The organism is Streptomyces sp. NPDC018029 (assembly GCF_044327655.1).
Lineage (GTDB): Bacteria > Actinomycetota > Actinomycetes > Streptomycetales > Streptomycetaceae > Streptomyces.
The window spans coordinates 782,431-796,962 of record NZ_JBIRFV010000003.1 but is presented as its reverse complement, the minus strand read 5'-3'; the positions used below and the strand labels follow the sequence as shown (position 1 = coordinate 796,962).

General features: G+C 74.8%; 4 protein-coding genes. All 4 read right to left on the bottom strand.

The window, feature by feature from the left end; translation table 11 throughout:
• Positions 1-27: 27 nt before the first annotated feature.
• The 4 genes from ACH4D5_RS12210 to ACH4D5_RS12195 are packed head-to-tail and all read right to left on the bottom strand — an operon-like array spanning position 28 to position 14,477.
• The gene (locus tag ACH4D5_RS12210) at positions 28-2,283 is read right to left on the bottom strand and encodes a beta-ketoacyl synthase N-terminal-like domain-containing protein (RefSeq protein ID WP_398301176.1); all 2,256 of its coding nucleotides are present in this window, start codon (positions 2,281-2,283) and stop codon (positions 28-30) included.
• The gene (locus ACH4D5_RS12205; RefSeq protein ID WP_398301174.1) at positions 2,280-5,621 is read right to left on the bottom strand and encodes an amino acid adenylation domain-containing protein; all 3,342 of its coding nucleotides are present in this window, start codon (positions 5,619-5,621) and stop codon (positions 2,280-2,282) included. The genes ACH4D5_RS12210 and ACH4D5_RS12205 overlap by 4 nt, the downstream gene beginning before the upstream one ends.
• Positions 5,622-5,625: 4 nt before the next feature.
• Positions 5,626-9,732 carry an amino acid adenylation domain-containing protein gene (locus ACH4D5_RS12200; protein ID WP_398301172.1) on the bottom strand — a complete coding sequence of 1,369 codons (4,107 nt, stop codon included), beginning with the start codon at positions 9,730-9,732 and terminating at the stop codon, positions 5,626-5,628.
• A complete protein-coding gene (locus ACH4D5_RS12195; protein WP_398301170.1) occupies positions 9,729-14,477 on the bottom strand; it encodes an amino acid adenylation domain-containing protein in 4,749 nt (1,582 codons plus the stop codon). The genes ACH4D5_RS12200 and ACH4D5_RS12195 overlap by 4 nt, the downstream gene beginning before the upstream one ends.
• Positions 14,478-14,532 lie beyond the last annotated feature (55 nt).

Genomic DNA, 14,532 nt, shown 5'->3' with positions numbered 1-14,532 from the left:
CCCCTCGCGGGCCCGGGTACCTCGCCGCTACTCCGCCTCGAACTCCGCGAGGAGCGCGTCCAGCGAGTCCTCCGCCTCGTCCCGCTCCTTCGACGCGGCGATGCGGTCGGCCAGTTCCTGGAGGGTCAGCTCCTCCAGGAACAGGGTGATGGGTACCTCGATGCCGAAGTCGTCCCGCAGCCTGCCGACCAGGTGGACGGCGGTCAGTGAGTCGCCGCCCGCCGCGAAGTAGGTCATCTCCGGGGAGACGGGGGGCTCCAGGCCGAGGGCTTCGGCGAGGAGTTCGGAGATGGCCCCCGTCGCGGGGACCTCGGTCGCGGGGACCTCGGGCGCAGGGGCCTCAGGTGGCTCCCTCGTCTCCATCGCCTTCGTCGCCTCCGTCGGTGTCTGGTCCGTCGGGGTGTGCGCCGTGGGGCGCGGCAGCGTCAGTGCTCCGTGGCTCTCCCCCGCGAACGGGTACGTCGGCAGGCTCACTCTGCGGCCCCCGCCTATCTCCTCCGGCCAGAGGACCGTGCCGCCCTTCAGCCACACTTCGCCGAGCTCCCTCAGCCCGTCGGTGTCCGGCTCCTCCTCCGTGTCGTCCGCGGGGCGGCCCTCCGCGAGCGCCGTCAGCCGCTCGGCGGCTTCCGCCGGGTCCGAGGCCAGGACGTACGCGCGTACGTCCATGGGGGTGCGGCCGGTCCGCAGGGTGTGCGCCACGTCCGCGAGGGACGGGGCGTCGGGGGCGCGGAGTGCGGTGGCCAGGGCGCGCGCGAGTGCGGTGAGGGCCGGCTCCGTGCGGGCGGAGAGGGGCAGGAGTTCGGTGCGGGGGCGGGGGCCGGGCGGGGTGGTGGTGTCCGGGGGCGTGGGGCGTTCCGGGGCCTGTTCCACGACTACGTGGACGTTCGTGCCGCCGATGCCGAGCGAGCTCACTCCCGCGCGGCGCGGGCCCTCCGCCGGGCGCGGCCACGGGGCGGCGCGGTCGACCACGTGGAACGGGGTGGCGTCCAGGCGCAGTTCGGGGTGGGGGCGGGTGACGTTGACGGTGGGCGCCAGTGTGGCGTGCTCCAGCATGAGGACGACCTTGATGAGCGAGGCCACGCCCGCGGCCGCGTCCAGGTGGCCGATGTTGGACTTCACTGAGCCGATGCCGATGCGGGTGCCGATGCCGGTCCCGGTGCCTGTCCTGGTCTCCGGCTCCGGCTCCGGCTCCAGTTCCGGTTCCGGCTCCGGTTCTTTCGTCGTGAACGCCTCCGTCGCCGCCGCCAGCTCGATGCGGTCGCCCAGTTCCGTCGCCGTTCCGTGGGTCTCCACGTACTGGGCCGCGGACGGTCGCAGACCCGCCGCCGACCAGGCCTCGACGACCGCCGCCGTCTGCTGCTCGACTCCGGGGGCGGTGAAGCCGACCTTCGTGGCGCCGTCGTTGGTCAGCGCGGTACCGCGTACGACCGCGCGGATCGGGTCGCCGTCGGCGAGGGCATCGGAGAGGCGGCGCAGCACGACGACGCCCACACCGCTGCCCGGCACGGTGCCGCCCGCCCGTTCGTCGAAGGGGCGGCAGCGGCCGTCGGGCGAGAAGATGCCGCCCGCGTAGTGGACGTAACCCTGTCTGCGTACGGTGTCGACGCTCACGCCGCCCGCGAGCGCGGTGTCGCACTCGCCGAGGAGCAGTGCCTGGGCGGCGAGGTGCACCGCCGTCAGTGAGGTCGAGCACGCCGTCTGGACGGTCAGGCTCGGTCCTTCGAGGCCGAGGCGGTAGGAGATCCAGGGGGCGAGGAACTCGCGGTCGGTGAGGATGCGGATCTGCATCGCGCCGATCGAGGCGGCCAGGCGGCGGTCGGTGTGGGCGGCGAGCATGTGCTCGGTGGGGCTGCCGCCGACGTACACCCCGGTGCGGGCCGGCGTGGCGAGCGGGTCGTGGCCGGCGTCCTCCAGGGCGGCCCAGGCGGTCTCCAGGAGGAGCCGGTGCTGGGGGTCGAGCGCGGCGGCCTCGGTGCGGTTGAAGCCGAAGAGTTCGGCGTCGAAGCGGTCGGCGCCGGCGAGGTGGCCCTTGGCCGGTACGTGGTTCGGGTCGCGCAGCTCCGCCGGGTCCGCACCGTCGGCCAGCAGCTCCTCCTCGGTGAAGTCGACGATGGAGCAGACGCCGTCACGGAGGTTCGCCCAGTAGGTGGCGAGGTCGGGGGCGCCGGGGAACCGTCCGCTCATCCCGACGATCGCGACGGCCGAGTCGAGGTCGCCGGAAGGGTCGGAGTCCTGACCGGGGTGCGGACCGGAGTCGCGGTCCCAGGGTGCTGGCTCGGTCATCGTGACGTGCCCTTTCTGGAGCGGAGCCGTTGTGCGGCGGCGTTCTGGCGTGCGCGGCGGTCGCTTCCACGGCGCTCGGCGGGGGTGGCGGACACGGTGGGGGTGCCTTTCGGTTCGGGCGACGGGTCGGCGGCTCCGTCCAGGTATGCCGCGACCGACGCGACCGTGGGATGGCGGAACAGGTCGACCAGCGTCAGGTCCTCCGCCGTCTCCCGGAGCGCTTCGAGAACCCCCAGCAGGCGTACGGAATTGCCGCCCAGGTCGAAGAAGTTGTCGTGGACGCCGACCCGGTCCAGGGTCAGGACGCGGGCCCACACCTCCGCCACGCGCCGCTCGGTGGCGGTGCGCGCCTCGGCGTACGTACGGGTCGGCTCCCGCCGCTCCGTGGACGGTTCGGGCAGTCGCGCCCGGTCGATCTTGCCGGAGCGGTTGAGGGGCAGCTCGTCGAGGTGGACGTAGACCTCCGGCAGCATGTAGCCGGGCAGGCGTGCGGCGAGGTGGGCGCGGAGGGACTCGTCGGAGGGGGTCGCGCCGTCCCGGTGGACGACGTACGCGACGAGGCGCTGCTCGGCCCCGCTCCCCCGCACGGCGGCCGCGGCGACCGCGACGTCCGGGGAGCCCGCCAACAGCGCCTCGATCTCGCCGAGTTCGATACGGATGCCGCGCAGTTTGACTTGGGAGTCGGAGCGGCCGAGGTAGTGGAGGCGTCCCCGGGCGTCGGTGCGGGCGAGGTCGCCGGTGCGGTACATGCGGGAGCCGGGCGGGCCGTACGGGTCGGCGACGAAGCGTTCGGCGGTCATGTCGGGGCGGCCGATGTAGCCGCGGGCGAGCGAGGCGCCCGCGATGTAGACCTCGCCGGTCACGCCGGTCGGCACGGTCCGCAGCCGGGCGTCGAGGACGTACACGCGCGAGCCGGGCACCGGGCGGCCGATCACCACGGGCTCGCCGGGTTCGAGGTCGCCGGTGGTGGCGTAGACGGTGGCCTCGCTCGGCCCGTAGGCGTTGACGATCCGGCGGCCCGGCTCGCTGAGCCGCTCGACGAGTTCGGCGGGGCAGGCCTCACCGCCGACGGCGAGCGTACGCAGATGGGGCAGGCGGCCCGTCACGTCGGGCAGCAGCATCGCGGCGGACGGCGGCAGGAACACGTACGTGATGCGGGAGTCCCGCAGCCGGGCGTACAGCGCGTCGCCGAGCCGTTCGTCGTCGCGCGCGATGTGGAGCTCGGCGCCGGCGACCCAGGGGAAGAAGAGGTCGGAGACGGCCACGTCGAAGCCGAACGACACGAACTGCAGCACGCGGTCGTCGGCGGTGACGGGGAACGCGGGCCGCACGCCCACGGTCAGGTTGAGCAGCGCGCGGTGCTCGACGGCCACGCCCTTCGGTACGCCCGTGGAACCGGATGTGAACAGGACGTAGGCGAGGTCGTCCGGCGACGGCGACCGGTCGGCCAACGGCTCAAGAGGGCTCACCGGTGGGGAGGCGGACGCGCTGGGCTGGTCCGCTCGCAGGCACGGCACCCCCAAGGTCTCCCCCAGCTGCTCCCCCTTGGCCGCCGTCTCCGCCGCCGTCACGAGCAGGCCCGTGCCCGACGCCTCGACCATGTGCGCGAGGCGCGCGTGCGGATGGGCCCGGTCCAGGGGTACGTACGCGCCACCCGCCCGGAGCACGGCGAGGGCCGCGATGCCCATCTCGGGCGAGCGGGGCAGCAGCAGGCCGACCCGGAAGCCGGGCCGCACCCCGGCAGCACGCAGCCGCGCCGCCAACTCGTCGGCGGCGGCGAGGAGTTCGCGGTAGCTGAGCCGGACGTCACCGCAGACGAGGGCGGTGGCGTCGGGACGGGCCGCGGCGACGTCCGCGATCAGGTCCGGGACCAGGCGGTCGGTGGGCGCGGCCTCGGCGGTGCGGTCGGCGGCGGCGAGGAGGCGGGCGCGTTCGTCGGCCGGGACGGGGTCGAGGGTGGAGAGGGGTACGTCGGGGCGGGTGAGGGCCGCGTCGAGGAGGGTTTCGAAGCTGCGCACCCAGCCGCGCACGGTAGCGGCCTCGAAGAGGTCGCTGCGGTAGATGAACTGCGCGGCCAGCTCACCGTCGTCGGCGCCCGCGCGCCGGGTACCGCTCCACCGCTCCACGTGCAGGTGAAAGTCGAACTTGGCGGTCGGCAGGGCCAGTTGTACGCGCTCCACGTGGGCGCCCGTGAGCCTGAGGGAGAGGTCGGTGTCGTCGTCGTAGGCGAAGACCAGCTGCACCACCGGGTCGTGGCTGGTCTCGCGGGCCGGGGCGAGCGCGTCCACGACGGACTCGAACGGGGCGTCCTGGTACGGCTGTCCGGCGAGCAGCTCGGACCGGATGCGCCCGATCAGCTCGGTGTACGACGGGTCGCCCGTGAGGTCGACGCGGAGCGCCAGGGTGTTGGTCAGCATGCCGACCATTTCCTGGAGCTCGGGCCTGTCGCGCCCGGACACCGGATAGCCGATGACCAGGTCGTCTCGGCCGCTGAGCCGTCCGAGGAACGCGGCGTACGCGGCGAACAGCGCCATGAACGGGGTGGCGTCCCGGGTCCTCGCGGTCTCCGCGAGGCGGGCACGGACGTCGCCGCCCAGCAGGAAGTGTTCGCTGCCGCCCTCCGCCGAGCGCACGGCGGGGCGCGGCCGGTCCAGGGGCGGCGAGACGACCTCGGGTGCGCCGCGCAGCCGGCCGGCCCAGTGCGCGACGGCCTCGGCGTAGGCGCCTTCGGCCTGGCGCTCGCGCTGCCAGACGGCGAAGTCGGGGTATTGGAGCGGGGGTTCTGGTTCGGGTACGGCGTGGGCTGCATCGCCGGGCCCTGACTCCACGTCATACCCGGACTCGGCCTCGTACTCATACCCCGACTCGGCCTCATACCCTGCGGACAGGTCGCGCAGGATGACGCCGAGGGACCAGCCGTCGCAGATCAGGTGGTGGGCGACGAGCAGGACGCGGTGGCTGCCGTCGTCGACGGCGTACACCGTGCACCGCAGCAGCGGGCCGGTCGCCGGGTCGAAGGGGCGGGCGGCGTCGGTCCGCAGCCGCGCGTCGGCCTCGCGCGCCCGCACGTCCTTCTCGACGGTGAGGTGCGCGCGGCCGGTGGCGGCGACGATCTGCGTCTGCGTGCCGTCGGCCGCGGTGCGGAAGACGGTACGCAGGGACTCGTGCCGGGCGACCAGGGCGTCGAGCGCGCGCGTGAACGCGCCCAGGTCGAAGGGGCCGTGCACGGCGAAGGCGGCGGGGACGTTGTACTGGGCGGTGCCCGGGTTCATCCGGTCGAGGACCAGGAGGCGGCTCTGGGCGTCGGAGACGGGGAACTCGTACTCCTCGATGTCCACTGGTTCACTCTCCCTGGAGGGTGTGTTCAAGGGCGGCGGCGATCCGGGCCGCCGGTTCCGCGTCGAGCACCTCGGCGTGGGCGCACGCCAGTTCGTGCACGTCGACCGCCGCGGCGGCGCGCCGCCAGCCCGCCGCCTTCACCTCGGTGGGGATGGCCTCGGGGTCGCGGGTGGCGGCGAAGAGGGTCACGGTGCCGTCGTACGGGGACGGGGTCCAGCTCCGTCCGAGCGTCACGTGGTGGGCGATCGCGCGGGCCAGGGCGGCGAGGCGGTGTTCCCCGATGCCGTCGAGGGCGGCCCCTTCCTCCCGGATGATGCGCCGCGCCTCGTCGTCCGCGACGCCGGCGGCGAGGGGTGTGCGGGCGGTCTCCGGCGGCTTCGGCATGGCGTCCACCACGGCGAGCAGGGCGACCTCCTCGCCGGCCGCCCGCAGCCGCACCGCCATCTCGTGGGCGACGGGCCCGCCGAAGGACCTGCCGAGCAGGAGATACGGGCCGTGCGGTCGGACGGTGCGTATGCGCTCCAGGTAGGTGTCGGCCAACTCGCCGACGGAGCGTGGGAGTCGCCGCCCCATCCCTGTCGCCTCCTGCCCCTCCCCCTCCCCCTCCTCCTCCGACAGGGCGGGGGTCTGGAGGGCGTACACCGGGCGGCCGGGGTGGAGGTGGGGCAGCAGGGCCGTGTAGGCCCAGCTCACGCCGAGCCCGGGGTGCACGCAGAACAGCGGGGTGCGGTCGCCCGCCGCGCGCAGGGCGAGCAGGGGGGCCAGGCTGTCGGCGACGTCCGGCTCGAGTCCCTGGCCGGGCGCCGGGTCCTGTGCCGACCCCGGCCCGTCGATGCGGGCGATGAGTGCGGCGGGCGTCGGCGCGGCGAAGAGCGTGGCGACCGGGACGCGTACGCCCCACTCTCCCTCGATGCGGCCCACGAGCCGCAGCGCGCTCAGCGAGTGCCCGCCGGCCGCGAAGAAGTCGGTGCCGGGCCCGGCGTCCATGATCCCGAGCACCTCCCCGAACAGCGCGCACAGCTCTTTCTCGCGGGCGGTACGCGGGATCTGCGGGGCCTGTGGGGCCCCCGCGGGTGTCGTCCCGGTGCCGGGCTCGGGCAGCGCGGCCCGGTCGGTCTTGCCGTGCGGGGTCAACGGCACGGCGTCGATACGGGCCCAGGCGGTGGGCAGGAGGTGGGCGGGAAGAAGACGAGCGGCGGCTGCTCGGACGCGGTCCAGGGGGTCGGGGGTGTTGGGATCGGGGGTGAGTTCGGAGTCGGAGGCGGAGGCGGAGGCAGGGTTCGGCGCCGGGGCGGGCGGACGTGTCGTGTTTTCGGTCAGGACCACCCATGCCGTCAAGCGCTTGGCGCCGTCCGGGGCCCGTGTGGCTGCGACCACCGCGCGGGTCACCCCGGGGCGGGTGGTCAGGGCCGCCTCGATCTCGGCGGGCTCGATGCGGTAGCCGCGGATCTTCAGCTGGTCGTCGGCGCGGCCCGCGAAGACGAGGGTGCCCGAAGGGGTTCTGCGGGCCAGGTCGCCGGTTCGGTACATGCGGGTGCCCGGGGCGCCGTGTGGATCGGCGACGAAGCGTTCCGCCGTGGCGGCCGGTCGGCCGACGTACCCGTGGGCCAGGCCCGCCCCCGCGACGTACACCTCCCCCACACAGCCGTCCGGCACGGGCCGCAGCCGGGCGTCGAGGACGTGGACGCGGGTGCCGTCGAGCGGCAGGCCGATCGGCACCGGCCGGCCGCGCGGCACGGGTTCCGTCACGCCGACGTGGTGCGCTGTGGCGAACACGGTCGTCTCCGTGGGGCCGTAGCCGTTGACGACGGTCGTGCCGGGGCAGTGCTCGCGGACCCGGCGCACCGCCTCCGGGTCCACGACGTCACCGCCGGTCCACACCTCTCGCGCCCCGCGCAACGCCTCGGGCGACAGCTCCGCCACCGCGCGGAACAGCTCGGCGGTGAGCCACAGCGCGGTGACGCCGTGCTCGGGCAGCACCCGGGCCAGCAGGCCCGGTGTGACGGGCTCGTCCGGGCAGACCACCACCGTGCCGCCGGTCAGGAGCGGCACCCACACCTCGTACGTGGCGGCGTCGAAGGTGTGCGGGCTGTGCAGCAGCACGCGGCGGTGCGCCGGGTCCGCGAAGCGGCTGTCGGCGGCGAGCTCGACGACAGCCCGCTGCGGGACGGCGACGCCCTTCGGCGCGCCGCTCGACCCGGACGTGTACATCACGCAGGCGGTGGACTCGGGGTGAGAGGCGTCAGCGGGGAACGGTGCCTCTGGGGATGTCCCGTGGATACGCAAGTGGGCTATGTGGGCCGATAGTTCGGCGTCCGCAAGTCCCGGTGCCTGCGAGTCCCCTTCCACCACGACCAGCTCCGCCGACGCCGCGTCGAGCAGCCGCGTCAGCCGCTCCTGCGGGTGGGACGGATCGAGCGGCAGCCAGCACGCGCCCGCCTTGAGCACTGCGAGCTGCGCGACGATCAGGGACGGCGAGCGGCGGAGCAGCAGGCCCACGGTGGAGCCCGGGGTGACGCCCGCCGCCACGAGACGCCGGGCGACGCGGTCGGCCTCCGCGTCCAGTCGGGCGTACGTGATGACGTCGCCGTCGGCCTCGACGGCGGGCGCGTCCGGAGTGCGGGCGGCCTGCGCGGCGAACCGTGCCGTGATGGTGGCCGGTCCGGCGGCCCCGTCACTCGGCGCGCCCGCGGCCCGTGCCAGCAGTTCTCGGCGTTCCCTCTCCGGGAGTACGTCGATCCGGCCGACCGGGGCGGTGGGGTGGGCGGCCAGCTGTTCCAGGGCCCGCTCCATGCGGGCCGCGACGGCTGCCGCGGAGATGCCGAGGCGGCAGCTCACCGCGAGGAGCATGCGCTCCCCCGCCACGACCGCGAGCGTCACGGGGTAGTGCGTGGCGTCGCGGACGTCGATCACCCGGACCGTGTTGGCCGGGTCCGGGCTGCCCTGGGCCCCTTGCGCTCTCTGTGTCGTCCGGGGGAAGTTCTCGAACGCCAGAACCGAGTCGAAGAGTTCGCCCGCTCCGGCCCCGGAGCCCGCTCCCGCCCCGGAGCCCGCCCCCGCCGCCCTCTGCACCTCCGCGAGGCGCACATGGTGGTACGTGGCGAGGCGCGACTGCTCGTCCTGGATGCGGGTGAGCAGCTCGGTGACGGTCTCGCCGTCGCGGAGACGGACCCGCACGGGCAGCGTGTTGATGAACAGGCCCACCATCTCCCCGGCTCCGGGCAGGTCGTGCGGGCGGCCCGACACGACGCCGCCGAAGACCACGTCCCGGGCGCCGGTCATCCGGGCGAGTACCAGGGACCAGGCGGCCTGGGTCAGGGTGTTGAGGGTGACGCCCGCGTCGGCGGCGCGGCGCACCAACGCGGCGGTCAGTCCGGTGGTGAGGTGGAGTCGGACTGTGTCTGGCTCCGCCCCCGTCACGGGCTCCTCGCCGGAGGGTTCCGCGGGCGCCAGCCGTGGTGGGCGTTCCAGGCCCGTGAGTGCCTCGCGCCAGGCCGCCTCGGCCCGGCCCTGGTCCTGGCGGCTGAGCCACAGGGCGTACTGGCGGTAGGGCACGGCCGGTGGCAGTGTCCCGCCGGTGACGAGTGCCGCCAGGTCGCGCTCCAGGACCGGGATCGACCAGCCGTCGAGCAGGATGTGGTGGAAGGACAGGAGGAGTTCGTGGCCCGCGTCGTGCCGCACGAGCGCGGCGCGGAGCAGGGGCGGGCGTGCCGGGTCGAAGCGCCGCGTGCGGTCCTGCGCGAGCAGCTCCGCCACGCCCGCCTCGACTGCCACGCCCGCCTCGGCCGCCTCGGCCGCCTCGGCCTCCTCCACGTCACCGGGCGCGCGGCCGGTCAGGTCGACTTCCGTCCACGGCACGGTGACGGCGTGCGGGATCACCTGCACGGGCCGTTCGAGGCGTTCGTGCCGGAAGCAGGCGCGCAGGTTGGGGTGCCGCGCCATAAGGGCGTCGAGTGCGGCTCGTACCGTGTCCGGGGCGACCTCGGGGCCGATGCGGAAACGGGCCTGGACCAGGTAGGGGTCGGGGCCCGCGCTGTCCCGCACCGTGTGGAAGAGCAGGCCCTCCTGGGCCGGGGTGAGCGGCAGGACGTCCGCGATGCGTCCGCTCATCGGGCGCCCTCCGTGCCGGGCCCGCCGTCGAGCAGGTCGTCCATGTCGCCTTCGAGCATGGCGAGTTGGTCGGAGGAGAGGCTGACGAGCGGGAAGTCGGAGGGTGTCGCGCCGACCGGGCCGCCCCGCTCCGTCTCCCGCACGAGGGCGTCGAGCGTCTCGCGCCACAGCGCGACGAGTTCCCGTATCTCTTCCTCCGCCAGCACCCCTTCCGCGTACGAGAAGGTGGCTTCGAGGCGCAGCAGCCCGTCCGCGCCCTCCCTGGCGAGGGCGTCGACCTCGACCGCGTGGCCGAGCGGCACCGCGTCGACGCCGCCGTCGAGAAGTTCGCCGCCCGCCGCGTCACCGGCGGTGAGACGGCCCAGGTAGTTGAACCGCACGTCGGGGGAGGGGTGTTCGGCGAGGACCGGGGACGTACGCGGGTTGAGGTAACGCAGCAACCCCCAGCCGATGCCGCCGTTCGGCACGGCCCGCAGCTGCTCCTTGACGGACTTGAGCGCCTCGCCCAACGCGGCACCACCGGTCAGCGCCTGCTGCCCGATGTCGAGCAGCACCGGGTACTGGGTCGTGAACCAGCCGACCGTCCGGGACACGTCGGCGGGCCGGGACAGCGCCTCCCTGCCGTGGCCCTCCAAGTGCACGAGGAGCCCGGTGCCGGCGCCAGTGCCGGTATCTGTGCCCGTGCCCCGGTGGCGTACGGCCGCGACGGTCAGGGCCGTGAGCAGCACCGCGTCGGGGCCGCAGTTGTAGGCGGCCGGCAGCGTGGTGAGCGCGGCCGTGGTGAGGTCGGCGGGCAGCTCGACGGTGAGGGTCGCGCGACGGGCGCCCGAACTCGAAGCCGACCCCAAGCCAGATCGACTGGCCACCTGGCGTCGCCAGTACGGGAGTTCGGCCTCCAGCTCCTCCCGTACCGCCTCCTCGGCGAGCAGTTCCGCCCACCGCCGGAAGGAGAGCCCGGTGCCGTACTCCTCCCCCGCCGCTCCCTGTCCCGACAGCGCGGCCGCCAGTTCCGGGCCGATGATCCGCCACGAGACGCCGTCGACCGCCAGGTGGTGCAGGGTCAGGAGCAGCAGGCCGGGCCGCTGCGGGCCCGCGTCGAACCAGACGGCCCGCATCATCTCGCCGTCCTCCGGGGCGAGCCGGGTCGCCGCCGCCCGTTCGCGCGCGGCGGCCCTCGCCTCCGCCTCGCCCTCGACGCCGACGCGTACCAGGTGTGCCCCGGCCGGGACCTGCTCGGTGACCTCCGCCGCCGAGTCCTCCGGCAGGAGCCGCATCCGCAGGACCCCGTGCCGCTCGGCGAGCCCTCGGACGGCCTGCTCGATCCGTCCCCGGTCCGTGCCGGGCGGCACGGGGAAGGCCATCGACTGGGTGAACGCGCCCCCGTCACCGCCCTGTTCGCGCCACCACCGCATCACGGGGGTGAGCGGAAAGCGCCCGGTACCGGTGTCGGTGTGACCTTCGACCGGCGCATCGGGCGACGAGCCTGCGTGGAGCGCCAGTTGGGCGGGCGTACGCAGTGTGAAGACGTCGCGCGGAGTCAGTACGAGCCCGACAGCCGAGGCCTGCCCCGCCAGCTGGATGGCCATGATGCTGTCGCCGCCGAGCCGGAAGAAGTCGTCGTCGGCGCCGGTCTCCTCGACGCCGAGGATCCGCGCGTAGAGGGCACACAGCTCCTTCTCGCGCGCGGAGGCGGGCGCGCGCGTCGCCGTGGCGGCCCGGGGTGCGGGCAGGGCCGCGCGGTCGAGCTTCCCGCTCCGCGTGAGGGGCAGTTCGGGGAGTTCCACGAGATCGGAGGGGACCATGTGGGAGGGCAGCCGGGTGGCGGCGTACGCGAGGAGCGTGTTCGGGTCGACGGTGTGCCCCGGGGCCGGCACCGCGTACCCGACCAGCTGCGGCCCGGACCGCAGGCCCATCCGTGGTCTGCCGATGGCGTTGGCGTCACCGTCGTCGCGTACGGCCGCGGCGGCCGCGGCCACCGTCGGATGCTCCGCGAGGACCGCCGCGACCTCGCCCGGTTCGATGCGCAGCCCGCGCAGTTTCACCTGCTCGTCGGTGCGGCCGAGGTAGTGCAGGGTGCCGTCGTCGGCGCGGTGCACCAGGTCGCCCGTGCGGTACATGCGGGAGCCGGGGGCGCCGTACGGGTCGGCGACGAAGCGTTCGGCGGTGGCGCCGGGGCGGTTCAGGTAGCCACGGGCCAGGCCCGTCGAGGAGAGGTAGAGCTCGCCCGCGACCCCGGTGGGCACCGGGCGCAGCCGCGCGTCGAGGACGTGGGCGGTGGTGCCCGCGACCGGGGTGCCGATGGGCGGGGGCGTGCCGTCGCCGGTCAGCGGTCCCGAGAGGGTGGCGGCGACGGTGGCCTCCGTGGGCCCGTACGCGTTGTGGAAGCGGCGGCCGCCGACGGCCCAGCGGGCCACGAGGGCGGGCGGGCAGGCCTCCGCGCCGACCGCGAGGGCGCGCAGCGCCGGGTACGCGCCGTCGGGCACCGTCGCGAGGACGGACGGCGGCACCATCGCGCAGGAGATCCGCCGCTCGGCCAGGACCCGGCCTAGCGCGTCGCCGACGAGCGGCCCCGGCGGGGGCACGACCAGCGTGCCGCCGGGCCCGAAGGCCATGCACATCTCGGCCACGGAGATGTCGAACGCGGGTGAGCCGAGTTGCAGCACCCGGGTGTCCGCGTCCAGCGCGAAGCGGTCCTGGAGGCTGCGGGCGAGCGCGGCGACTCCCGCGTGGGGGACCACGACTCCCTTGGGGGTGCCGGTGGATCCGGAGGTGTGGATGACGTAGGCGGCGTGTGCGGGGTCGATGGGCGCGGCGGGGGCCGCGGGCTCGCTTGCGTACGCGTCGTCGTCCAGGACGATGCGGGGCACGCCGGTGTGCGGCAGGACGTCGGCCTCGGCCGTACGCGCGTCGGTGACGAGGAGCACGGGGGCCGCGTCGTCGAGCGTGCGGCGGACGCGCTCGGCCGGATAGTCGGGGTCGACCGGCACATAGGCAGCCCCGGCGCGCTGCACGGCGAGCGCGGCGACCGGGAGGTCCGCGCCGCGCCCGAGGGCGAGCGCGACGGTCCGCCCGGGTGCCGCCCCGTGGCGGGCGAGCAGACCGGCCAGCCGGTCGACGCGGACCGACAGTTGGGCGTACGTGAGGCACAGCCCGTCGGCTTCGAGGGCGACCGCGTCCGGGGTGCGGGCCGCGTGCCGCGCCACGGTGTCCGGCAGCGTCTCGGGCGCGGGCGCGGCGGGGCCCTCCGACAGGTCGAGGACGCGGCGGCGCTCGGCGGCGGACAGGACGTCGAGGTCCCGTACGAGTGCGGTCGGATCGGCGGTGACCTGCTGGAGCAGTGTGAGGTAGCTGTCGGCCCAGCGGGTCACGGCGGCGGCGGAGAACAGGTCGGTGCGGATCTCGAAGCTGCCGTCCATGCCGTCGCCGCTGTCCCGCACGACGCCGACGAGGTCGTGCTCACCGCCGGTGTGGATGCGCTCGGGTTCGGCGAACTCGCGTACGGCCGAGACGCTCGGCTGCTCCGTGAGGTGCATGAACACCCACTGGAACAGCGGGGAGCGGCCCGCGCTGCGCTCGGGCGCCACGGCCGACACGATGCGGCCCACCGGCAGGTCGGCGTTGGCCATCAGCGCGGCGAAGTCGGTGCCGAAGCGGGCCAGGACGTCGGCGAAAGAGTCTCCTTCGGCGATGCGCCAGCGGGTCGGCACGGCATTCATGACGTAGCCGATGACCCGGTCGAGGCCCTTGGCGGACCGGTTGGCGACGGGGGTGCCGAGCACCAGGTCGTCGGCGCCGGTGACGCGGTGCGCGAGGACCGCGAAGGCGGTCATCAGGACGACGTACACGGAGGCGCTGCGCTCGCGGGCCAGCGCGCGGACGGCGCGGGCGGTGGGGGCGTCGACGCGGAAGCGGATCTGGACGATGCCGTCCTCGCCGCCTTCCCCGGCCTGCTCTCCCTCACCGGCGCTGTGGCTGCCGTGGCCCGGCACGGTCAGCGGGCCCGGCGGCTCGGCCAGATAGCGGCGCCAGAAGTCGAGACGGGCGTCGAAGACCCCGGCGGCCTCCAGCTCGCCCTGCCAGGAGGCGAAGTCGGCGTACTGCACGGCGGGGCGGGTCAGCCGCGGCTCGACGCCGTCGCGCACGGACCGGTACGCCTCGGCGAACTCCGTCTGCAGGACGTCGAAGGACCACCAGTCGGTGATGATGTGGTGCAGGCTCAGCATCAGCGTCGAGCGCCGCTCGTCGACGCGCACGAAGCGGCCGCGGATCAGCCGCTCCGCGCCGAGGTCGAACGGGCGGCGGCGGAAGGCACGGAAGGCCTCCTCAATGGTCGTGCCGGTGCCGCGCAGGTCGTCGCGCTCCAGTACGAAGGGGCCCTCGTCGGGGAAGTCGACGCGCAGGTCGTCCGCCGTGCCGGTGATCCGGCTGCGCAGGATGTCGTGGTGGCGCTGGACGAGGGTGAGCGCGGCCTCCAGGTGGGCCGGGTCGACGGAGCCGGCCGGCGTGACGGGCCCGTCGGGCTCCTCGAAGTGGTAGGCGCAGCAGAGGTTGAGCGCCGGGGTGCCGGGATACAGCGACTCGTACACCCACAGGTCCCGCTGCGCGGAGCTGAGCCGCACGGGCCCGGCGGTGGCGTCGCGGGGCGGCACCACCGCGGGGATCTCGCGGGCGCGGCCCGCCTCGACGAGGCGGCGCATGAGCCGGACCCGCTGCTCGCCGGTGAGCGCGCTGAACCGGTCGGCCATGGAGGGGGTGGCCGGACTCTTCGAGTTCTCCGGGGGCTTCGGGGTCTCCGGGGTC